Raw genomic sequence first — 21,098 nt, forward strand, 5'->3', positions numbered from 1 at the left:
CTGTGGGAGAGTAGGACGCCGCCGAACAATCATTCACAAAGAACCCCCGTCCGGGATCCGGACGGGGGTTCTTTGCGTTGTGCGGCCGATCGCCGGCCGGAATTGCCGGAACCTCGGAATCCCGGGGTCAGAGCGCGAGCTTGAAACCGAGGTGCGAGGGCACGAAGCCGAGCCGCTCGTAGAAGCGGTGCGCGTCGGTGCGGGTGGCGTCCGAGGTGAGCTGGACCAGGTCGGCGTCGAGCTCGCGGGAACGGTGGATCGCCCACTGGATCAGCTCGGTGCCGAGGCCGGTGCCGCGTTCGTCGGCGTGGATGCGGACGCCCTCGATGATGGTGCGGGTCGAGCCCTTGCGGGAGAGTCCGGGGACGACGGTGAGCTGGAGGGTGCCGACGGTCCGGCCGGCGCGTTCGGCGATCACCAGGTGCTGGTGCGGATCGGCGTCGATGCGGCCGAACGCGGGGAGGTACGGAGCGAGGTCGTCGGGGCTCTCGCGGGTGGCGCCCAGGGCGTCGTCGGCGAGCATCGCGACGATCGCGGGAAGGTCGTCGGCGGTCGCGCGGCGGATCGTCAGGTCGGTCGTGGGTTCGGTCGGGAGAGCGTTCATGATCACAGCCTAGGCGGCGCCCTGGAGACGTCGTCCACCCGGCCGGTAGCCCCGAGGCCTGTCCTTTTCCCCGATAGGCCCGGGAACGGCCCCCGGAGGGCCCTCCGAAGGCCTCGGAGGGTCCTCCGGAGGCCGCCAGGGAGGTCCGCCTGCCGTGGTGACCGGCCGTCACCCGCCGGGCGGGGCGCTGGTGATGACGGCGAGGGCGGCTCCGTACGGGTCGACGAGCTGTCCCGTCCGGCCCACTCCGTGCACGTCCGCGGCGGGGACCCGGACGGTCGCGCCGAGCCGTTCGGCGGTGGCGATCCGGGCGTCGACGTCCGGCACCTCGAAGTAGGGGAGCCAGTGCGAGGAGGTGCCGGCGGCGGTCTGTCCGGGGTCGAGCTGGATGATGCCGCCGTGGGCGTCGTCGGTGCCGCCGCCGGGCGGGGTGAGGACGGTGTAGACGGCTTCGCCGAGCGGGACGTCCTGCTCCTGCCACGAGAAGACCGACCGGTAGAAGGCCTTCGCGGCCTCGGCGTCGACGCTGTGGCACTCCGTCCAGCAGAGGCTGCCGGACTCGGTGACGGTGTCCAGGCCGCGGAGGTCGTGCGGCTGCCAGACCGCGAAGTCGGCACCGGTGGGGTCGGTGTAGCCGGCCATCCGGCCGCTGCCGAGGACGTCGAACGGGGTGAAGCGGATCCGGCCGCCGGCGGTCTCGACGAGGTCGGTGGTGCGGTCGGCGTCGACGGTGCGGAAGTAGACCGTCCAGGTGGGGCGGGGCTGGGAGTCGGTGGACGGGCCGAGGGCCGCGACCGTCCGGCCGGCGTGCCGGAAGAAGCCGTAGCCGCCGGCCTCCCGGCCCGCCGGGGCGAAGGTCCAGTCGAACAGGGTGGTGTAGAAGGCCGCCGAGGCGGCGGTGTCCGGGCTGGTGAGGTCGAGCCAGTTGGGGGAGCCGGGACGGAAGGCGGTGCTGAGCATGGTGCGGCGCTCCTCGGCCGGGGTCCCCTCCGTGCCTCCCAGCCTGGCACCCCGACCCGCACTGTCGCACCCGGACGGTACGGTGCGTAGCGGAAGTGGGCCCGGACGGTGAAGGAGGGCTCGGTGGCCAGGCAGACGCAGGCCGGCGCCGGCGAGGCGGTGGTGCGCCAGCTCGCCCAGGTCGAGGGCGTGCTGGAGCGGATCACGTACGCCAACGAGGAGACCGGCTACACCGTGGCGCGGGTCGACACCGGGCGGGGCGGGAACGACCTGCTGACGGTGGTGGGCGCGCTGCTCGGGGCGCAGCCGGGGGAGTCGCTGCGGCTGCACGGGCGGTGGGGGTCGCATCCGCAGTACGGCCGGCAGTTCGTGGTGGAGAACTACACGACGGTGCTGCCCGCGACGGTGCAGGGGATCCAGCGTTACCTGGGCTCGGGGCTGATCAAGGGGATCGGGCCGCGGTTCGCGGAGCGGATCGTGGAGCGGTTCGGGGTGGACACCCTGGAGGTGATCGAGCAGGAGCCGGGGCGCCTGATCGAGGTGCCGGGGCTCGGCCCGAAGCGGACGAAGAAGATCGCGGCGGCCTGGGAGGAGCAGAAGTCCATCAAGGAGGTGATGGTCTTCCTGCAGGGCGTGGGTGTCTCGACGTCGCTGGCCGTGCGGATCTACAAGCAGTACGGGGACGGCTCGATCGGGGTGGTGAAGAACGAGCCGTACCGGCTGGCGTCGGACGTCTGGGGCATCGGCTTCCTCACCGCGGACCGGATCGCCCAGGCGGTGGGGATCCCGCACGACAGCCCGGAGCGGGTGAAGGCGGGGCTGCAGTACGCGCTGTCGCAGAGCAGCGACCAGGGGCACTGCTTCCTGCCGGAGGAGCGGCTGATCGCGGACGGGGTGAAGCTGCTCCAGGTGGACGTGGGGCTGGTGATCGACTGCCTGGCGGAGCTGGTGGCGGCCGAGGGGGTGGTGCGGGAGCAGGTGCCGGGTGAGGGCGGCGAGCCGATCACGGCGGTGTACCTGGTGCCGTTCCACCGGGCGGAGATCTCGCTGGCCAACCAGTTGCTGCGGCTGCTGCGGGCGGAGACGGACCGGATGCCGTGGTTCGGCGAGGTGGACTGGCCGGCGGCGCTGGGCTGGCTGGCGCAGCGGACGGGGGCCGAACTGGCGCCCGAGCAGGAGCAGTCGGTGCGGCTGGCGCTGACCGAGAAGGTCGCGGTGCTGACGGGCGGCCCGGGCTGCGGCAAGTCGTTCACGGTGAAGTCGATCGTGACGCTGGCACTGGCCAAGCGGGCCAAGGTGGTGCTGGCGGCGCCGACCGGGCGGGCGGCGAAGCGGCTGGCGGAGCTGACCGGGGTGGAGGCGTCGACGGTGCACCGGCTGCTGGAGCTGCGGCCGGGCGGGGACGCCGCGTACGACCGGGACCGGCCGCTGGACGCCGACCTGGTGGTGGTGGACGAGGCGTCGATGCTGGACCTGATCCTGGCGAACAAGCTGGTCAAGGCGGTGGCGCCGGGGGCGCACCTGCTGTTCGTGGGGGACGTCGACCAGCTGCCCTCGGTGGGTGCCGGCGAGGTGCTGCGGGACCTCCTGGCGGAGGGCGGTCCGATCCCGTCGGTGCGGCTGACGAGGATCTTCCGGCAGGCGCAGCAGTCCGGGGTGGTGACCAACGCGCACCGGATCAACGAGGGGCTGCCGCCGCTGACCGAGGGCCTGCCGGACTTCTTCCTGTTCGTGGAGGACGACACGGAGGCGGCGGCGGGCCTGACGGTGGACGTGGTGGCGCGGCGGATCCCGCAGCGGTTCGGCTACGACGCCCGGCGGGACGTGCAGGTGCTGGCGCCGATGCACCGGGGGCCGGCGGGGGCGGGGAACCTCAACACGCTGCTCCAGGCGGCGGTGACGCCGGCCAGGGAGGGGCTGGCGGAGCGGCGGTTCGGCGGGCGGACGTTCCGGGTGGGGGACAAGGTCACGCAGATCCGCAACAACTACGACAAGGGGCGGAACGGCGTCTTCAACGGCACAGTGGGAGTGGTGACCTCCCTCAGCGTGGACGACCAGCGGTTGACGGTGCTCACCGACGAGGACGAGGAGGTGCCGTACGACTTCGACGAGTTGGACGAGCTCGCGCACGCGTACGCGGTGACGATCCACCGTTCGCAGGGGAGCGAGTACCCGGTGGTGGTGATTCCGGTCACCACGTCCGCGTGGACGATGCTGCAGCGGAATCTGCTCTACACCGCCGTGACCAGGGCTCGGAAACTCGTTGTGCTGGTCGGGTCACGGAAGGCGATCGGACAGGCGGTCCGTAGCGTCAGTGCAGGTAGGAGGCATGCCGCGTTGGATCACCGGCTGGCGGCTGGATGATTCTCCAAGGGATGGTTGCCTCTATTGTTCTCTTGACGTGAAGAGATTTACGGCAGAGCCTGGGGTGGTGCCGATCTTGTCCGGTTCGTACCGGCTGCGGCGGCAGGTTTTGTAGGGGCGGGCCCTTTCGGGCCACCCCGGGTGCGCGGCTGTCCGCCGGATGGGGGATGGTAGAGACAGTCAGGGCACCTTGGAAGAGGATTCATTTCGTCGGTGAGGAAGACGTGAGCGACAACTCGGTAGTACTGCGGTACCAGGACGGCGAGTACGAGTACCCCGTCGTCGAGAGCACTGCGGGCAACGCCGGCTTCGACATCTCGAAGCTGCTCCCGCAGACCGGCCTGGTCACCCTGGACAACGGTTTCGGCAACACCGCCGCCTACAAGTCCGCGATCACCTTCGTGGACGGCGACAACGGCATCCTGCGGTACCGCGGTTACCCGATCGAGCAGCTCGCCGCCAAGGGCGACTTCATCGAGACCGCCTACCTGCTGATCAACGGCGAGCTGCCGAACGCCGACCAGCTGGCGGAGTTCAACCGCGAGATCACCCAGCACACCCTGCTGCACGAGGACGTCAAGCGCTTCTTCCAGGGCTTCCCGCGGGACGCCCACCCGATGGCGATGCTGTCCTCGGTGGTCGGCGCGCTGTCCACCTTCTACCAGGACAGCCACAACCCGTTCGACGCGGCCCAGCGCCACCTGTCGACGGTCCGCCTGCTGGCGAAGCTCCCGACCATCGCGGCCTACGCGTACAAGAAGTCGGTCGGCCAGCCGTTCGTCTACCCGCGCAACGACCTGAGCTACGTCGAGAACTTCCTGCGGATGACGTTCGCCGTCCCCGCCGAGGACTACGAGCTCAACCCGGTCATCGTCAACGCGCTGGACAAGCTGCTGATCCTGCACGCGGACCACGAGCAGAACTGCTCGACCTCCACGGTCCGCCTGGTGGGCTCCAGCCACGCCAACCAGTTCGCGTCCATCTCGGCCGGCATCTCGGCGCTCTGGGGCCCGCTGCACGGCGGCGCCAACCAGGCCGTGCTGGAGATGCTGGAGAGCATCCAGCAGGACGGCGGCGACGTCGACGCCTTCATCACGAAGGTCAAGAACCGCGAGGCCGGCGTCAAGCTGATGGGCTTCGGCCACCGCGTGTACAAGGCGTTCGACCCGCGCGCGGCGCAGGTCAAGCTGCTCGCCCACGAGGTGCTCGGCCAGCTCGGCAAGTCCGACGAGCTGCTCGACATCGCGCTCAAGCTGGAGGAGCACGCGCTCAAGGACGACTTCTTCGTCTCGCGCAAGCTCTACCCGAACGTGGACTTCTACACCGGCCTGATCTACCGCGCCATGGGCTTCCCGACCAGCATGTTCACCGTGCTGTTCGCCCTCGGCCGGCTGCCGGGCTGGATCGCCCACTGGCACGAGATGATCAACGACCCGACCAGCCGGATCGGCCGCCCGCGCCAGATCTACACCGGCGTGGAGATCCGCGACTACGTGGAGCTCGACGCCCGCTGACGCGGCCGTCCCGCACACCGACGCGCACGCCCTGACACCGGCGCCACGAGGGCCCGGCCGCACTCCGCGGCCGGGCCCTCGCGCGTGCCCCCGCGGCGCGCCGGAGCGGGCGCGGGGGGCCTGAACGTACAGCGCACGACTCCGGGGCGGTCGCAGCCCGGGACGGCCGCTCAAAGCGTCCCTGGCCCCGTCACACCCCGGCGCCGTGCGCGAAGGCCGCCAACAGTCGGCGACCGACCCGGGGCCCGCCGGAGCCCCGTCGGCGGCAGTGTTGGCGGGGCGGTGACGTGATGCCGTTCGCCACGTCTCCGCCCACCGGAAAAACTGCCGCACTACCAACCTAAGACGTATCAGGGTGCGAGAAGTTACGCCCGGGGGGTGTGAGCTGCCTCTCGCCACGCTCCGTGTGCGGGCGGTGCCCGGCCCATACCACACGTTCCGGCGGCGGCGACGTCACCCTCCCCGCAGTCACGGCAACCGAGCGTGATAGGAATCGTGGCATTCCGGTACGGACCGTCCCGCACCTCGCAGCGTGGCGGCGGAGCTGGGGAGGGAGTGCGCAGATGACCAGGAACGTCGTTGTCACCGGCGGTGGCACGGGAATCGGGTACGAGGTGGCGCGGCGGTTCGCCGAGGCCGGCGAACAGGTCGTGATCGTCGGCCGCCGGCGCGCGGTGCTGGAGCAGGCCGCCGCGGCCCTCGGGCCGAACGTCACCCCGCTGGTCTGTGATCTCGCCGACCCGGACGCCGTCGAGGCCGCGCTCGCCGAACTGCCGGAGCGGATCGACGTGCTGGTGAACAACGCCGGCAGCCGGGAGACCGTGATCGGCGCCGGTCCGCACGCCCTGCTGGCCCGCTGGCGCGGTGACTTCGAGCGGAACGTGCTGACCGTGGTGCTGCTCACCGAGTCGATCCGGGACCGGCTCACCCTGGGCTCCGGCCGGGTGGTCACCATCAGCTCCATCGCCGCGCTGCGCGGCGCGGGCTCGTACGGGGCCGCCAAGGCCTCGCTGCACGCCTGGAACAACTTCCTGGCCGCCCAGCTCGGCACCTCGGGCATCACCGCCAACATCGTCGCCCCGGGGACGGTCGCGGGCACCGAGTTCTTCGGCCCGCGGCTGGACGAGGCGGAGGTCTCCCGGCGGGCGGCCCGGACGCTGCTCGGCCGGATCGGGGAGACCGGCGAGGTCGCGGCGGCGGTCCACTTCCTGGCCTCCGAGGAGGCCGGGTTCATCACCGGCGAGATCCTGCACTGCAACGGCGGCGAGCTGCTCGGCCGCTGAGCGCGGGCCGGCGGACCCGCCGGAACCGAACGGCCGGGGGCCCGTACCGCATGCGGTACGGGCCCCCGGCGCCTTCGGCTCCCCGGGTGCTCAGGAGGCCTCGAAACTGCGCAGCCGGAGGCTGTTGGTGACCACGAAGACCGAGGAGAAGGCCATCGTGGCCCCGGCGATCATCGGGTTGAGCAGGCCTGCGGCGGCCAGCGGGATCGCCGCCACGTTGTAGCCGAACGCCCAGAACAGGTTGCCCTTGATGGTGGCCAGGGTTCGGCGGGAGAGCCGGATGGCGTCGGCCGCCGAGCGCAGGTCGCCCCGGACCAGGGTGAGGTCGCTCGCCTCGATGGCCGCGTCGGTGCCGGTCCCCATCGCCAGGCCGAGGTCGGCCTGGGCGAGCGCGGCGGCGTCGTTGACCCCGTCGCCGACCATGGCGACCGAGCGGCCCTCGGCCTGCAGGCCCCGGACGGTGGCCACCTTGTCCTCGGGGAGGACCTCGGCGAAGACGTCCTCGGGGGCGATGCCGACCTCGGCGGCGACCGCGTCCGCGACCGCCCGGTTGTCGCCGGTGAGCAGGACGGGCCGCAGGCCCAGCTCCCGCAGCCGGGCGACGGCCTCGGCGCTGGTCGGCTTGACCGCGTCGGCGACCTCCAGGACGGCCCGCGCCGCACCGTCCCAGGCCACCGCGACGGCGGTCCGCCCGGCGGCCTCGGCGGCGCGCTTCGCCTCGGCGAGCGCGGGCGGCAGCGGCTGGGAGTGGTCGGCCAGCAGCAGCTCCCGGCCGGCGACCACGGCGTGGCCCTCGACGGTGCCCAGCACCCCGAGCCCCGGCACGGACCGGAAGCCCACGACGGCGGGCAGCGGGCCGACCCGCTCGGCGGCCGCGGCGGCGACGGCGGCGGCGATCGGGTGCTCGGAGGCGTGCTCCAGCGCGCCGGCCAGTCGCAGCACCTCGTCCTCGGTGACGCCCTCGGCGGTGTGCACGGCGGCCAGCGCCATGCTCCCGGTGGTGATGGTGCCGGTCTTGTCGAGGACGACGGTGTCCACTCTGCGGGTGGTCTCCAGCACCTCCGGGCCCTTGATCAGGATGCCCAGCTGGGCGCCGCGCCCGGTGCCCACCATCAGCGCCGTCGGGGTGGCCAGGCCGAGCGCGCACGGGCAGGCGATGATCAGCACGGCGACGGCGGCGGTGAACGCCTCGGTCGGGCTGTTCGCGGCCAGCAGCCAGCCGACCAGGGTGCCGAGCGCGATCAGGATGACCACGGGCACGAAGACGGCGGAGATCCGGTCGGCGAGCCGCTGGGCGGCGGCCTTGCCGTTCTGCGCCTCCTCGACCAGCCGGGCCATCCGGGCGAGCCGGGTGTCGGCGCCGACCCGGGTCGCCTCGACCACCAGCCGGCCGCCGGCGTTGACGGTGGCACCGGTGACGGCGTCGCCGACCGCGACCTCCACCGGCACCGACTCGCCGGTCAGCATCGAGGCGTCCACGGCGGATGCGCCCTCGACCACCACCCCGTCGGTGGCGATCTTCTCGCCCGGGCGGACCACGAACCGCATCCCGACGGCGAGCTGCGCCACCGGCAGGCGGACCTCGCGGCCGGAGTCGAGGACGGCCACGTCCTTGGCGCCGAGGTCGAGCAGGGCGTGCAGCGCGGCCCCGGCCCGGCGCTTGGAGCGGGCCTCCAGGTAGCGGCCGAAGAGGATCAGCACGGTGACGGCGGCGGCCGTCTCCAGGTAGAGCATGGACGAGGCGTCGGCGTCGCCGACCGACAGCGAGAACTCGTGCCGCATCCCGGCCATGCCCGCGTCGCCCCAGAACAGGGCCCAGAACGACCAGCCGAAGGCGGCCAGGGTGCCGAGCGAGACCAGGGTGTCCATGGACGCCGCGCCGTGCTTGAGGTTGGTCCAGGCGGCGCGGTGGAACGGCAGCCCGCCGTACACCACGACCGGGCCGGTGAGCGCGAAGGCCAGCCACTGCCAGTTGGTGAACTGGAGCGACGGGATCATCGACAGCATGGCCACCGGCACGGTGAGCACGGCGCTGATCAGCAGCCGGTCGAGCAGCGGATCGGCCTGGGGCGGTGCGGCGGCGGCGGACGCCTCGGCCCCGGCGCCCGGTGCGGCGGCGGGGGCGGCGACCACCGGCGGCGGGGGCAGCTCCGCGGTGTAGCCGGTGTTCTCGACGGTGGCGATGAGGTCGGCCACGCTCACGCCGGGCCCGTAGTCGACCCGGGCCTTCTCGGTGGCGTAGTTGACGGTGGCCTCGACGCCGTCCATCCGGTTGAGCTTCTTCTCGATGCGGGCCGCGCAGGCGGCGCAGGTCATCCCGCCGATCGACAGTTCGACGCGCTCCCGGACGGCGGCCGGGCCGTCCTGGCCGGCTATGGCGGTGGCGGCGTCCGGGGAGGTGGGGCCCGAGGTGGAGGTGCTCATGTGCTGATCAGCTCCTTGGGGAGGAGCGCGGCGGGGGAAGCGGGGTCACCCGGCCCCGCCGCGCGGCGGGGGCTCAGGCGGACCGGCCGACCAGCTCGTAACCGGCCTCGTCGACGGCGGCGCGGACCAGCTCGTCGTCCAGCGGGGTCGCGGCGGAGACGGTGACGGTGCCGGCCTTGGCGTCGGCGGACACCTCGGTCACGCCGGTCAGTGCCGAGAGCTCCTTGCTGACCGAGTTCTCGCAGTGGCCGCAGCTCATGCCGGTCACGGAGTAGGTGATGGTGCTGGACATTCGGGGCCTCCGAAAAGTTCGGTACGGCCGCGAGCGTACGCCCGGGCCCTGCTTCTGATGACACCGTACCCTCGGGGGGTATTCCGTAGGGATACGGATGATGTGGTGTGGATCGCATTCCGGATCTTCCCGGAGCGCGGCCCGAGAGCAGAGCGTAGGCGTCCGGACACGCCGCGCTCGAATCCGCGCCGTGACGTGGGCGGATTCGAGCGCGGCGGAGCCGGGTGTTCGAACCGGGGGTGCGGGGTCCCGCGCGCGGGGTGCTGGGCCGGGTCCCGGGGCGGGCCGGGTCTGGGGCGGACCCGGGGCTGGGGCGGACCCGGGGGCGGGCCTGGGTGCCGGGCCTGGGTGCCGGGCCCGCGCCGGGTCCTAGGCCGGGGCGGCCGGGTACTGGGCGGGGATCGGACTGGTCCGCTCGCTGCGGACCAGCAGCCGCAGCCAGAGCAGCCCGCCGAGCGAGACCGCGACCAGGCCCGCCGTGTCGTACAGCGTGTAGAGGTGGGCCTGCTCGCCGGTCGGGCCGGGCATGTAGCCGAGGTCGAACAGGGCGCGCTGCCAGTCGGCGGCGGTGGTCTTCGCGACCAGCCAGACCGCGATGCCGCTCATCGAGTCCCAGAGCGCGTGCAGCAGCGCGACGCCCAGGTAGGTGAACAGGACGGGCGCGGTGAAGCGGAAGTGCCCGGCGCGCCGCTCGCGGAAGAGGACGCCGCCGAGGATCGCGGTCCAGAGGACGTGGCCGACCGGGGCGAGGACGCCGCGCAGGATCTCCGTCTCCACCAGGTTCCTGAGCGAGAGCCCCTGGATGCCGAGCACCGCGTTGAACGCGTAGCCGGCGCTCTCGAAGGCGGCGTAGCCGGCGCCGACGGTGGCGCCGAGGACCAGGCCGTAGCGCAGGCCGCTGACCCGGAGCCGCCGGCTGACCATGATCAGGGCACCCAGCTTGACCGCCTCCTCGATCAGGCCGACGCCGACGTACATCCAGACGGAGGGGGAGAGCAGGTAGGTCTCCAGGACGGAGGCGCCGAGCACGCCGATGACGCCGCCGATGCCGAAGCAGGCGAAGATCCGGTCGGCGCCGAGGTCGGCCGCGTAGTGCTCGTACGCCCAGACCGTCACGGTGGCGGGGACGAGGAAGCTGCCGAGCAGTACGACGGTCGGCACCAGGTTGCTGTTGCCCGTGAGGAAGGTGACGGCGACGGTGGCGATCCAGAGCAGGAGCCCGACCAGGAAGATCCGGGGCCACTGGGCGGGGCGGGCCGCCGTGCGGGCGGGCGGACCGGAGATGCGGGGGGTGTTGCGGTATCCGGACACCGGTGAGGGCCTCCCTTGCGTGAGCCGCTTTCGTCGCACTGTATGACAAATCGGACTCTTTGGTACCTTTTGGACGAGTGGGAGGAGTACGAGTCGGGCCGGGCGGAGCCCGCGGGCGGGGTGCGGGGCCGGGGTGCGGGGGTGGGGTTGTTGATCGTCCGTTATGTTCGATATGTGTCCCCGTACCGCCAGGCCCAGTCGCCCTCCGTCCCGACGGGCAGCGGGCTGTCCTGGGCCCGCCGGCGCCGCGTCCTGCTGGCGGTCGACCTCCAGGACATCCCGCTCTGGCGCCGCGCCTCGCCCGCACTGCTCGCGATCCTGCTGGTCGGGCTCACCGACCTGCTCTCCGGCCGCGACCGCTACCTCGCCCCGCTGATGACCGTCGTGCCCAGCATCGCCGCCCTCACCCTGCGCCCGCTCGAACTGCTCGCCGTCTGCCTGCTCGGACTGCTCGCCGTCTTCGGACTCAGCCACTACGACGAGGTCGACACCATCAACGACACCCGCTTCCTCTGGGGTGCCATGATCAGCTACCTGCTGCTCACCGTCTTCTCCGCCTGGGTCGCCAAGATCCGCATGCGCCGGGCGGCGGCCTTCGCCGCCGTCAGCTCCGTCGCGGAAGCCGCCCAGCGGGCGCTGCTCCGGCTGCCCGGCCCGGTCGTCGGACCGCTCCACCTGGCCGTCCGGTACGTCTCCGCCGCCGACGCCTCACGGATCGGCGGGGACCTCTACTCCGTCCTGGAGACCCCGCACGGCACCCGGGTCGCGGTCGGCGACGTCCGCGGCAAGGGGCTCGGGGCGGTGCAGACCGCCGCCGTGGTGCTCGGCGCCTTCCGCGAGGCCGCGTACGACGAGGCCGGACTGCGGGGCGTGGCGGCCCGGGTCGAGGCCAGCGTCGAGCGGCACGCGCCGGACGGCGAGTTCACCACCGCCCTGTTCGCCGAGTTCCGCACGCCCGGAGAGGTGGAGCTGCTCCAGTACGGGCACGTCCCGCCGATCCGGGTCGACCCGGACGGGCGGGCGCACGTCCTGGACGCGCCGGACCCGTGGGTCCCGCTCGGCCTCGGCCGGCTCGCCGTCGGCGAACCGGCGAGCTGGGGCCAGCCGTTCGGGCCCGAGGACGTGCTGGTGCTCTGCAGCGACGGCGTCATCGAGGCCAGGCACCGCCGGAGCGGCGAGTTCTACCCGCTGGAGGAACGGGTCGGCCGGCTGGTCCAGGGCGCGGCCCGCTCCTCGGCGGAGCTGGAGGCGGCGGTCGGCCGGGTCTACGCCGACCTGCTGGAGCACACCGGCGGCGAGCTGAAGGACGACGCACTGCTGCTCCTGATCACCCGGACGGACGACTGACGCCCGGCGGCCCGCGCCGGGCGGCCGCCCGCCCGGGGGCCCTGCCTGCCGCCCGGGGGCCCGCCCGCTCTTCGGCGGCCGTCGGAGGACGGTCCGGGGGCCGTCCGGGCGTTCCGGTGCGGCGGCCGGAACGCCCGGGCCCGGCGATCAGCCGGCGGTGACCTCGGCCAGCGCGCGGAACAGCAGCGCGGTGGAGGTCGCGCCCGGATCCTGGTGGCCGACGCTGCGCGGGCCCAGGTACGAGGCGCGCCCCTTGCGGGCCTGGAGCGGCACGGTGGCCAGCGCACCACGCTCCGCCCCCGCGGCCGCCGCCCCGGCCGCGTCCGGCAGACCGGCCCCGGCGGCGACCGCCTCCCGGTAGGCGGCCAGCGCGGGCGCCCAGGCGTCGACGATGGTCTTGTCGCCCGGCTCGGCCTTGCCGAGGTCCTGCACCGCCCGCAGACCCGCCGCCAGCGCCTCGCCGACCGCCGCCGCGCCGGCCGGCCCGTCGGCGGACACCGGCAGTGCGGCACCGATCGCCCGGAACGCCTTGCCGTACAGCGGGCCGGAGGCACCGCCGACCTTGGAGATCAGCGTGGTGCCGGCCTTCGTCAGCACCGCACCCGGTCCGGCCGGCTCCAGGCCGTCCAGGGCGGTCAGCACGGCGGCGAAGCCGCGCCGCAGGTTGCTGCCGTGGTCGCCGTCGCCGATCGCGGAGTCCAGCTCGGTGAGCCGCTCCTGCTCCGCCTCGACCGCGGCGGCGACCGCGCGGATCCAGGCCTCGGCGAGCGGGGTGTCGAAGTCCATGCCGGTCTCTCCGTTCTCTTCCCCGGGGTCGGGTTCCCCCGGGATCGGACACTCCCCGGATCGGACGCCTCCGGGATCGGACGCCTCCGGGATCGGACGCCTCCGGGATCGGACGCCTCCGGGATCGGAGGCCTCCGGGGTCAGGGCGTCTTTGGGGTCAGGGCCGCGGGGATCGGGCTCCCCCCGGGATCAGGCGCGCTTCAGGGCCGGGGTGTCCACCGGGGCGTCCCAGAGCTCCAGCAGCTCGCCGTCGGCCCTGGTCAGGGTGAGCGAGAAGCCCGCCATGTCCAGGCTGGTCACGTAGTTGCCGACCAGGTTGCGGGCCACCGTGATGCCGCGCTCGGCGAGCCGGGCGGCGACCTCGCCGAAGACGATGTACAGCTCCAGCAGCGGTGTCCCGCCCAGGCCGTTGACCAGGGCGATCACCTCGTCGCCGGCGCTCAGGAGGTTCTCGGCGAGGATCGTCTCCACCACCTCCGCGGCCAGTTCGCCGGCCGGGCGGAGCTTCTCCCGGCGGCGGCCCGGCTCGCCGTGGATGCCCACACCGACCTCGATCTCGTCCTCCGGCAGGTCGAAACCGGGCTTGCCCGCCGCCGGGACGGTCGCCGAGGTCAGCGCGATCGCGAACGAGCGGGAGGCCGCGTCGACCCGCGCGCCCAGGGCGGCCACCTCGTCCAACGGGGCGCCGCGCTCCGCCAGCGCACCGGCGATCTTCTCGACCAGGACCGTCGCGCCGGTGCCGCGGCGGCCGGCCGTCCACGTCGAGTCCTCGACCGCGACGTCGTCGTCGACCAGCACGGTGCGGACCTCGATGCCCTCCTCGGCGGCCAGCTCGGCGGCGAGCTCGAAGTTCATCACGTCGCCGGTGTAGTTCTTCACGACGAAGACCACGCCCGCGCCGGAGTCCACCGCCCGGGCGGCGGCCAGCATCTGGTCGGGGACGGGGGAGGTGAAGACCTCACCGGGACAGGCCGCGTCCAGCATCCCGGGGCCGACGAAGCCCCCGTGCAGGGGTTCGTGGCCGGAGCCGCCGCCGGAGACCAGGGCGACCTTGGGCGTGCCCGGCCGGACGGCGCGGGTGATCACCCGGTTGGCCACGTCCACCGCCAACTCCGGGTGGGCGGCGGCGAATCCGGTCAGCGCGTCCTCCAGGACGGTCTCCGCGGTGTTGATGAGCTTCTTCACGGCGTCGGGCTCCCTCGGCAGACGGTGCTGATCCGACGCTACGCCAGACGGGGGACGGCGGCACGGATTCCGACACGCGGTCACGGCCGGTACGGGTCACCCGGGTGGAGCAGCGTCGTAGGGTCGGGCCATGAGCGACTACGTGGGCATCGTCCTGGTCTCGCACAGTCCGCGGCTCGGCGCCGGGCTGAAGGAACTGCTGGGGGAACTCGCCTCGGACGCGGTACGGGTGGTGGTGGCCGCCGGCACCGAGGAGGGCGGGCTCGGCACCAGCTACGACCTGATCGCCCGCGCCGTCGCCGAGGCCGACACCGGGGCGGGCGTGGTGGTGCTGCCGGACCTCGGCAGCTCGGTGCTGACCGCCGTGACCGTGCTGGAGGACGAACCGCGCCCCGGCGTGGTGCTGGTGGACGCGCCGCTGGTGGAGGGCGCCGTCTCCGCCGCGGTGACCGCCTCCACCGGGGCCCCGCTGGCCGAGGTCGTCGCGGCCGCCGAGGAGGCCCGCGGCTTCCGCAAGCTCTGACGGCCGCCGCGGTGGCCGCCGCGGCAGCCGGCCGGTCCGCGCCGGCCGCCGCGGCAGCCGGCCGGTCCGCGCCGGCCGGGGCTACTTCGCGTCGGCATAGCACTCCACCACCGCGCTGGAGAGCGGGAACTGCACCGGCGTCTCCCCGAAGACCAGCCGCCGCGCCTCCTCCGCCGCCTCGGCGACGGCGGCCGCCACCTCGTCGGCCAGATTGGCCGGGGTGTGCACCACCACCTCGTCGTGCTGGAAGAAGACCAGGTGCGGCCGGTCGGCCGGGTCGGCCACCGGCAGCGCGTGGAGCCGGCGCCGCAGCGCGGCCAGCAGGGCCAGCGCCCAGTCGGCGGCGCTCGCCTGGATGACGAAGTTGCGAGTGAACCGGCCGCGGGCACGGGCCGAACGCCCGCCGGCGTCGCCCGCCGTCTCCGGCGCCTCGGTGAGGTCGAGGAAGGCGGCCGAGGCCGGCGGGCAGGGCCGGCCCAGCCGGGAGACGACCACACCGCCGTCCTCGCCGGTCCGGGCGGCCGCCTCCACGTAGCCCATCGCGGCCGGGTAGCGGTGGCGCAGCGTCGCGAGCAGCGGGCCGATGTCGCCGCTGGTCTGGCCGTACATGGCACCGAGCAGGCCGAGCTTGGCCTTGTCGCGGTCGCCCTGGAACGCGTTGGCGGCGAGCGCCTCGTACAGGTCGCCGCCGGCCGCGGTGCGGGCCAGCCCGGCGTCCTGGGAGAGGGCGGCCAGGACGCGGGGCTCCAGCTGGGCGGCGTCGGCGACCACCAGCAGCCAGCCCGGGTCCGCGACCACCGCGCGGCGCAGGATACGGGGGATCTGCAGCGCGCCGCCGCCCCGGCTGGCCCAGCGCCCGGAGACCACCCCGCCGACGACGTACTCGGGCCGGAACCGGCCGCCGCGCGCCCAGGCGTCCTGCCAGGCCCAACCGTGGGCGGCGTGGATCCGGGAGAGCTCCTTGTAGCGGATCATCAGCTTCGCGGCCGGGTGGTCCACGGCCTTCAGCTCCCAGGACCGGGTGGAGCCGAGCTGGACGCCGGCCTCGGCGAAGGCGCGCAGCACCTGGCTGTGCGAGTCGGGGTTGAACGGGCGGCCGCCGAGCGCCTGCTGCAGTTCGGCGGCCAGCTCGGCGAGCAGCCTCGGCTGGGTGCCCGGCACGGTCGGCCGGGGGCCGAGCAGTTCGGTCAGCAGCCGGTCGTGGACGTCCGCGCGCCAGGGCAGGCCGTCGTGCGCCATCTCGGCGGCGACCAGCGCACCGGCCGACTCGGCGGCGATCAGCAGCCGGAACCGGGACCGGGCGGCCGGGTCGGCGATCGCGGTGAGCCGGCGCTGCTGCTCGGCGTGCACGGCGACGACGGCTTCCAGCGGGTCGGCGCCGGGCGGCAGCTGCAGCCGGTCCGGGGCGAACAGCGTGTCCTGGCCGTCGCCCGCCTCGGCGGAGCCGGGCTCGGGCAGGTCGGCGGGGACGGGCAGGCCGCGCAGCCGGGCCCAGGCGGCGCCGAGCGAGCGAGGCGCGCCGAACCGGCCCTCCTGGGCCAGCAGCAGCGCCTCGACCAGCCGCAGGTCGTGGCAGCGGCCGAGGCGGTCGGGCAGCCGTGGCAGCAGCGGCGCGTACCCGGAGTCGGCGGCGGCCCAGACCCAGCGCGGGTGCTCGGCGGCCTCCCGCCCCGCGACGGCGGCGGCGAGGTCGGGCACCGGGACGGGCGGGCCGAGCGGGGTGCCCGTGTCGTCGAGCGGCTGGAGCCGGCCGCCGGGGCCGTGCGGGTCGGGGGCGAGGGCGATCCGGGGTGCCACGGGGGCTCCTCCTCTCGTCGGTACGGGTGCCGCGCGAAGGGGCGCGCGGCGGGCGGAACTCGACGGTAGCGGGTGGGTGCGACAACCGGAGCGAGGCGGTCCGGGAACCGCTCCGCCGGCCGGCCCCCGGGACCCGGGCGCACCGGGCCGCCGAGCGCGCCCGGCAGCCGGGCGGGGGCGTAGGCAGGGCCGATGACACCGCGTAGGGTCGGCGAAATGACCGAGAACCCGTTCTTCAGGCCCAGCATCCTGGCCTACGGACTGCCGCCGTTCGCCGAGATCCGGCCGGAGCACTACCTGCCCGCCTTCGAGCGCGGGATGGCCGAGCAGCTCGCCGAGATCGCCGCGATCACCGCCGATCCGGAGCCGCCGACCTTCGACAACACCCTGATCGCGCTGGAGCGCTCGGGGGCGCTGCTGCGCCGGGTCCGCGGGGTCTTCGACAACCAGTCCTCCGCCGACACCACGCCCGAGGTGGACCGGATCGACGCCGAGATCAGCCCGCTGCTGGCCGCGCACCGGGACGCCGTGCACCTGGACGCCGCGCTGTTCGCCCGGATCGAGGAACTGCACGGGCGCCGTCACGAACTGGGGCTGGACGAGGAGTCGCTGCGCCTGCTGGAGCGCCGGTACACCGCCTTCGTCCGGGCCGGCGCCCGGCTCGGCGCCGCGGAGCAGACCCGGCTGCGCGGGCTCAACGCCGAACTGGCCGTCGGCGCCTCGGCCTTCCGGCAGAACGTGTCCGCCGGCTCCAAGGCCGGGGCGCTGGTGCTGGACTCGGCCGAGCAGCTGGCCGGCCTGTCGCCGGACGCGATCGCCGCGGCGGCGGAGAACGGCCGGGCGCTCGGCCGGGACGGCGCGTACGTGCTCAGCCTGAAGAACTTCTCCAACCAGAGCGAGCTGGCCTCGCTCACCGACCGCTCGGTGCGCGAGCGGCTGCTCGCCGCCTCGCTCGGCCGCGCGGCCGACACCAACGGCCCGCTGGCGATCCGGATGGCCGCGCTGCGCGCCGAGCGCGCCCGCCTGCTCGGCTTCGACACCCACGCCGCGTACGTGGTGGCGGACGAGACGGCCGGCTCGGTCGACGCGGTGGACGCGCTGCTGGCCCGGCTGGTGCCGCCGGCGGTCGCCAACGCCCGCCGGGAGGCCGCCGAGCTGGCCAAGCTGGCCTCCGCCGACGGCATCGAGGAGATCGCCGCGCACGACTGGGCGTACTACTCGGAGCAGGTCCGGCAGGCCTCGTACCAGGTGGACTCGGCGGCGCTGCGCCCGTACTTCGAGCTGGAGCGGGTGCTGCGGGACGGCGTCTTCTTCGCCGCGAACCTGGCCTACGGGGTGACCTTCACCGAGCGCCCCGACCTCATCGCGTACCACCCGGACGTCCGGGTCTTCGAGGTGTTCGAGGAGGACGGCTCCCCGCTGGGCCTCTTCCTCGGCGACTTCCACGCCCGCGAGTCCAAGCACGGTGGCGCCTGGATGGACGAACTGGTCACCCAGTCGGGGCTGCTGGGCCACCGGCCGGTGGTGTACAACAACCTGAACGTGGCGAAGCCGGCGCCCGGGGAGCCGGTGCTGCTCTCCTGGGACGAGGTCCGCACGCTGTTCCACGAGTTCGGGCACGCGCTGCACGGGCTCTTCTCGGACGTGCGCTACCCGTACTTCGCGGGGACGGCCGTGCCGCGCGACTTCGTGGAGTTCCCCTCCCAGGTCAACGAGATGTGGATGGTCCGGCCGGAGGTGCTGGCCAACTACGCGAAGCACCACGAGACGGGCGAGCCGCTGCCGTCCGAGCTGGTCGAGCGGATCGAGGCGGCCGAGTCGTTCGGGCAGGGGTTCCGGACCGTCGAGTACCTGGCCGCGGCGCTGCTGGACTGGGCCTGGCACACCCTGCCGGAGGGCCGGGAGGTGGCCGACGCCGAGGAGTTCGAGGCGGCGGCGCTGGCCGGGGCCGGGCTGGCGGTGGCGGCGGTGCCGCCGCGCTACCGGACGGCGTACTTCGGGCACATCTTCGCCGGCGGCTACAGCGCGGGCTACTACGCGTACATCTGGTCGGAGGTGCTGGACGCCGACACCGTGGAGTGGTTCGGGGCGAACGGCAGGAGCGTGCGGGAGAGCGGCGAGGTGTTCCGTCGGGAGCTGCTCGCGCGCGGGGACAGCCGGGACGCGCTGGACTCCTTCCGCGCGGTGGTCGGGCGTGACCCGGAGACCGGTCCGCTGCTGGCCCGCCGCGGGCTGGCGTAGGGCCGGGTTCCGGGCCACCGGTGTGGTCGACGCCCGGCGGACCGGCCGCCGGGCGTCGGGTGTCGGGTGTCGGGTTTCGGGGGCTGGGCGTCGGGGTCGGGCGTCGGGCTCGGGCGTCAGCGCCGTTCCAGCGTGACGGTGACCGGGGTGCCCGGCCGGGAGCGCGGGAGGCGGATCCGGGCGGTGCCGGCCCGGTCGCCGGCCGGCTGGTCGAGTTCGACCAGCGCGCCGGCCGGCTGCACGGCGACCCGCACGCCGGTGGGGAACGCGGCGGCGGGCAGGACGAGTTCGGTGGCGTGGCCGGTGCCGTCGGCGGCCCACCGGACGGTGTGCGCGGTGCCGCCCGCGGTGGTGCGCGCGGCCGTTCCGGCCACCGCGGCCGGGTACGGGCCGAAGGCCGGCTCGTCGCCCGGGGCCGGGCGCCCGGCCGGGTCGAGCGCGCAGTAGCCGCCGTTGCCCCGGCACCAGTACCACATCGCCCAGCCGGCGGCGAAGCCGTCCATGGCGTCGACCTGCCGGCGGACCAGCAGGGTGTTGCCGGGCCTGCGGGAGTCGGGCGGCCCCCACTCGCCGACCAGCACGGGGAGCCGGTGCTCGGCCGGGTAGGCGGTGATCGCGGCGGTGTAGTCCTCCACGAAGCCGCCGGCCGGGTCCCAGTCGGCGCCGGACTCGACGGCGGTGTCGTAGAAGTGCGGCGCGTAGCCGAGCCGGGGGGAGCCGGGGCGGGGGTCGGCGAAGCCGGGCAGCCGGGTGGGCACGCCCTGGCCGACCAGGACGGTCGGTTCGACGAACAGCCAGGCGTCCCGGTCGGCGCGGCGGACGGCGGCGATCAGCCGGCGGTACATGTCGGCGAGCCGGCCCTGTTCCAGTGCGGCGGCGGCGGCCGCGAGCACCGCCGGGTCGGTCGGGTCGCCGTCCACCGGGCCGAACGGCTCGTTGAACAGGTCGTAGCCCAGCAGCGAGCGGTGGCCGCGCAGTTCGCGGGCCAGCCGGGTGTAGAAGTCGGCCTGCCAGGCGCGGAGGTCGGGGTCGTCGTAGAGGTGGCGGAAGGCGGCCTGGACGGCGGGCTGGAAGTAGCCGGCGAACCAGTCGTCGGGGTCGGCCTCGAACGGCAGGCCGTCGTCTCGGGTGGCCCAGAGCGGGATGCCGCGGTCGCCGCCGCCGAACTTCGGCCCGTAGACGTCCTGGTGGAAGTCGACGAGGGCGAGCACGCCGTACCGGTCGGCCCAGCCGAGGAGCCGGTGCAGGCGGTTCAGCTCGGCCCGGTCCAGGCGGCCGCGTCGGGGTTCCAGCCTGGTCCAGGAGACGGCCACCCGGATCAGCGTGAAGCCCCGGGCCGCGAGGGACTCGACGTCCTGCTCGGTGGCCTCGGCGTACTTGTCGAGGTTGAAGCCGCGCAGCTGGAGCCGGCGGCCGGCGGCGTCGACCGGGTCGGTGCGGCCGTCCGGGCCGGTGGCCGTGCCGGTGGGGAACGCCGGGGCGGGGTGCGGGGGCCGGGCCAGGGCGGGCGGGGCCGACAGTGCGGCGGAGACGGTGAGCAGGAGGGCAACGGCGGTGCGGCGCAGGCGCATCGGGGCCTCCGGGGCGGGGGAGGGTGGGGCCCGATGATGCCGGTGCGGGCATGCCCGGCACAAGAGTGCGGTGCGGGGGTTCGGCGGCGGGGGTCGGCGCGGGGGTTCGGCGCGAGGCGTGGGTACGGGGAGCGGGTATGGGGGGCGTGGGGGCGGGGCCCGGCCGCAGGAGTCCGGCGGCGGGCCCCGCGGCCGCGCGTCTCAGTCGCCCGTCGGCTCCGGTGCCGTCGGCTCCGGTGCGGCCGGCCCGGTCGGCAGGGCCGACGGAAGGTCGCCCGCGGCGGCGAGCCGGCCCCAGAGCAGGTCGGCGAGCGCCTGGACCATCCGGGGCCGGGTGCAGGGCTTGGACTCCAGCCACCAGTCGCCGGCCGCCAGCACCATGCCGGTGATGCCCCGCCCCCAGGCCTCGGCGAGGAGTTCGCGGTCGGCCCCGAGGTCGACCTGGCCCGCGACGGCCCGGGTGATCTCCTCGGCGATCTGCTTCAGCGCCGGCGCGAGCGCGTTCCCGGCGCCGCTCGGGTCGCCCGGCTCGGGGTGGGTGAGCAGCCGGTACACCTGCGGGCGGGCCTCGATCCCGGCCAGGTAGGTGTCGAGCACGTGCTCGACCCGGTCGCGCCGCTCCAGCGGTTCGGCGAGGGCGGCCCGGACGGCGGCCAGCAGGCCCACGGTGTGGCGTTCGGTCAGCGCCCGGATCAGGCCGTTCCGGTCGCCGAAGTGCCGGTAGAGGATCGGCTTGGTGATGCCGGCCTCGGCGGCGATCGCGTTCATGCTGGCGCCGGGGCCTTCGCGCTGGATGACCCGGTCGGCGGCGTTGAGCAACTGCTCCCGGCGGGGCTCTGGGGACATGCGCTGTTCCTTCGCTAGGGCGTTGACACCGGTTACCAAGCAGTAGCAGA

16 protein-coding genes are annotated in these 21,098 nt (G+C 74.3%); 6 read left to right on the forward strand and 10 right to left on the reverse strand.

What is annotated here, in order from left to right:
- Window positions 1-127: 127 nt before the first annotated feature.
- Together AC067J_RS35855 and AC067J_RS35860 are read right to left on the reverse strand one after the other, a co-directional pair.
- Window positions 128-604: an N-acetyltransferase family protein gene (locus AC067J_RS35855; protein WP_478306490.1), complete on the reverse strand. Its 477-nt coding sequence runs from the start codon at window positions 602-604 to the stop codon at window positions 128-130.
- A gap of 168 nt (window positions 605-772) precedes the next feature.
- Window positions 773-1,564, reverse strand: coding sequence for a VOC family protein (locus tag AC067J_RS35860; protein ID WP_478306492.1), 792 nt, complete (start codon window positions 1,562-1,564; stop codon window positions 773-775).
- Window positions 1,565-1,726: 162 nt separating this feature from the next.
- On the opposite strand from AC067J_RS35860, the gene recD2 reads away from it, so the two are divergent.
- From recD2 to AC067J_RS35875, 3 genes are all read left to right on the forward strand, one after another.
- Entirely contained in the window at window positions 1,727-3,928 is a 2,202-nt protein-coding gene (gene recD2 / locus AC067J_RS35865; RefSeq protein WP_478306679.1) for an SF1B family DNA helicase RecD2, read from the forward strand.
- A gap of 224 nt (window positions 3,929-4,152) precedes the next feature.
- Window positions 4,153-5,442 carry a citrate synthase gene (locus tag AC067J_RS35870; RefSeq protein WP_478306494.1) on the forward strand — a complete coding sequence of 430 codons (1,290 nt, stop codon included), beginning with the start codon at window positions 4,153-4,155 and terminating at the stop codon, window positions 5,440-5,442.
- Window positions 5,443-6,005: 563 nt separating this feature from the next.
- Entirely contained in the window at window positions 6,006-6,725 is a 720-nt protein-coding gene (locus AC067J_RS35875) for an SDR family NAD(P)-dependent oxidoreductase (protein ID WP_478306496.1), read from the forward strand.
- A gap of 90 nt (window positions 6,726-6,815) precedes the next feature.
- Here AC067J_RS35875 and AC067J_RS35880 read toward each other — a convergent pair whose 3' ends face one another.
- The 3 genes from AC067J_RS35880 to AC067J_RS35890 form a co-directional block, all read right to left on the reverse strand.
- The gene (locus AC067J_RS35880; protein WP_478306498.1) at window positions 6,816-9,149 is read right to left on the reverse strand and encodes a heavy metal translocating P-type ATPase; all 2,334 of its coding nucleotides are present in this window, start codon (window positions 9,147-9,149) and stop codon (window positions 6,816-6,818) included.
- Between the two features lie 73 nt (window positions 9,150-9,222).
- Entirely contained in the window at window positions 9,223-9,441 is a 219-nt protein-coding gene (locus tag AC067J_RS35885) for a heavy-metal-associated domain-containing protein (protein ID WP_478306500.1), read from the reverse strand.
- A 369-nt stretch (window positions 9,442-9,810) separates the two neighbouring features.
- On the reverse strand, window positions 9,811-10,752 hold the full coding sequence (locus AC067J_RS35890; protein ID WP_478306502.1) for a PrsW family intramembrane metalloprotease: 942 nt from the start codon (window positions 10,750-10,752) through the stop codon (window positions 9,811-9,813).
- Window positions 10,753-10,926: 174 nt separating this feature from the next.
- On the opposite strand from AC067J_RS35890, the gene AC067J_RS35895 reads away from it, so the two are divergent.
- The gene (locus AC067J_RS35895) at window positions 10,927-12,099 is read left to right on the forward strand and encodes a PP2C family protein-serine/threonine phosphatase (protein WP_478306503.1); all 1,173 of its coding nucleotides are present in this window, start codon (window positions 10,927-10,929) and stop codon (window positions 12,097-12,099) included.
- A gap of 147 nt (window positions 12,100-12,246) precedes the next feature.
- Here the strand turns inward: AC067J_RS35895 and dhaL are convergent, their stop codons facing one another.
- Complete coding sequence (dhaL, locus tag AC067J_RS35900) at window positions 12,247-12,885, reverse strand: dihydroxyacetone kinase subunit DhaL (RefSeq protein WP_478306504.1); 639 nt, start codon at window positions 12,883-12,885, stop codon at window positions 12,247-12,249.
- A gap of 189 nt (window positions 12,886-13,074) precedes the next feature.
- Window positions 13,075-14,070, reverse strand: coding sequence for a dihydroxyacetone kinase subunit DhaK (gene dhaK, locus AC067J_RS35905; protein ID WP_478306506.1), 996 nt, complete (start codon window positions 14,068-14,070; stop codon window positions 13,075-13,077).
- Between the two features lie 130 nt (window positions 14,071-14,200).
- On the opposite strand from dhaK, the gene dhaM reads away from it, so the two are divergent.
- Window positions 14,201-14,593, forward strand: a complete 393-nt coding sequence (gene dhaM, locus AC067J_RS35910; protein ID WP_478306508.1) for a dihydroxyacetone kinase phosphoryl donor subunit DhaM — start codon at window positions 14,201-14,203, stop codon at window positions 14,591-14,593.
- Between the two features lie 81 nt (window positions 14,594-14,674).
- Here the strand turns inward: dhaM and AC067J_RS35915 are convergent, their stop codons facing one another.
- A complete protein-coding gene (locus tag AC067J_RS35915; protein ID WP_478306510.1) occupies window positions 14,675-16,390 on the reverse strand; it encodes a bifunctional 3'-5' exonuclease/DNA polymerase in 1,716 nt (571 codons plus the stop codon).
- Window positions 16,391-16,606: 216 nt separating this feature from the next.
- Between AC067J_RS35915 and AC067J_RS35920 the strand changes: the two genes are divergently transcribed.
- Window positions 16,607-18,631, forward strand: coding sequence for a M3 family metallopeptidase (locus tag AC067J_RS35920; RefSeq protein WP_478306512.1), 2,025 nt, complete (start codon window positions 16,607-16,609; stop codon window positions 18,629-18,631).
- Window positions 18,632-18,747: 116 nt separating this feature from the next.
- Here AC067J_RS35920 and AC067J_RS35925 read toward each other — a convergent pair whose 3' ends face one another.
- Together AC067J_RS35925 and AC067J_RS35930 are read right to left on the reverse strand one after the other, a co-directional pair.
- Window positions 18,748-20,202: a cellulase family glycosylhydrolase gene (locus AC067J_RS35925; RefSeq protein WP_478306513.1), complete on the reverse strand. Its 1,455-nt coding sequence runs from the start codon at window positions 20,200-20,202 to the stop codon at window positions 18,748-18,750.
- A gap of 201 nt (window positions 20,203-20,403) precedes the next feature.
- The gene (locus AC067J_RS35930) at window positions 20,404-21,048 is read right to left on the reverse strand and encodes a TetR/AcrR family transcriptional regulator (RefSeq protein WP_478306514.1); all 645 of its coding nucleotides are present in this window, start codon (window positions 21,046-21,048) and stop codon (window positions 20,404-20,406) included.
- Window positions 21,049-21,098 lie beyond the last annotated feature (50 nt).

It is taken from the genome of Kitasatospora sp. NPDC042419 (assembly GCF_056437345.1).

Bases quoted from the DNA above. Each gene is read 5' to 3' on its own strand.
- AC067J_RS35855 (WP_478306490.1), bottom strand. From the start codon at position 604: ATGAACGCTCTCCCGACCGAACCCACGACCGACCTGACGATCCGCCGC.
- AC067J_RS35860 (WP_478306492.1), bottom strand. From the start codon at position 1,564: ATGCTCAGCACCGCCTTCCGTCCCGGCTCCCCCAACTGGCTCGACCTC.
- AC067J_RS35875 (WP_478306496.1), top strand. From the start codon at position 6,006: ATGACCAGGAACGTCGTTGTCACCGGCGGTGGCACGGGAATCGGGTAC.
- AC067J_RS35880 (WP_478306498.1), bottom strand. From the start codon at position 9,149: ATGAGCACCTCCACCTCGGGCCCCACCTCCCCGGACGCCGCCACCGCC.
- AC067J_RS35885 (WP_478306500.1), bottom strand. From the start codon at position 9,441: ATGTCCAGCACCATCACCTACTCCGTGACCGGCATGAGCTGCGGCCAC.
- dhaL (WP_478306504.1), bottom strand. From the start codon at position 12,885: ATGGACTTCGACACCCCGCTCGCCGAGGCCTGGATCCGCGCGGTCGCC.
- dhaM (WP_478306508.1), top strand. From the start codon at position 14,201: ATGAGCGACTACGTGGGCATCGTCCTGGTCTCGCACAGTCCGCGGCTC.
- AC067J_RS35920 (WP_478306512.1), top strand. From the start codon at position 16,607: ATGACCGAGAACCCGTTCTTCAGGCCCAGCATCCTGGCCTACGGACTG.
- AC067J_RS35925 (WP_478306513.1), bottom strand. From the start codon at position 20,202: ATGCGCCTGCGCCGCACCGCCGTTGCCCTCCTGCTCACCGTCTCCGCC.
- AC067J_RS35930 (WP_478306514.1), bottom strand. From the start codon at position 21,048: ATGTCCCCAGAGCCCCGCCGGGAGCAGTTGCTCAACGCCGCCGACCGG.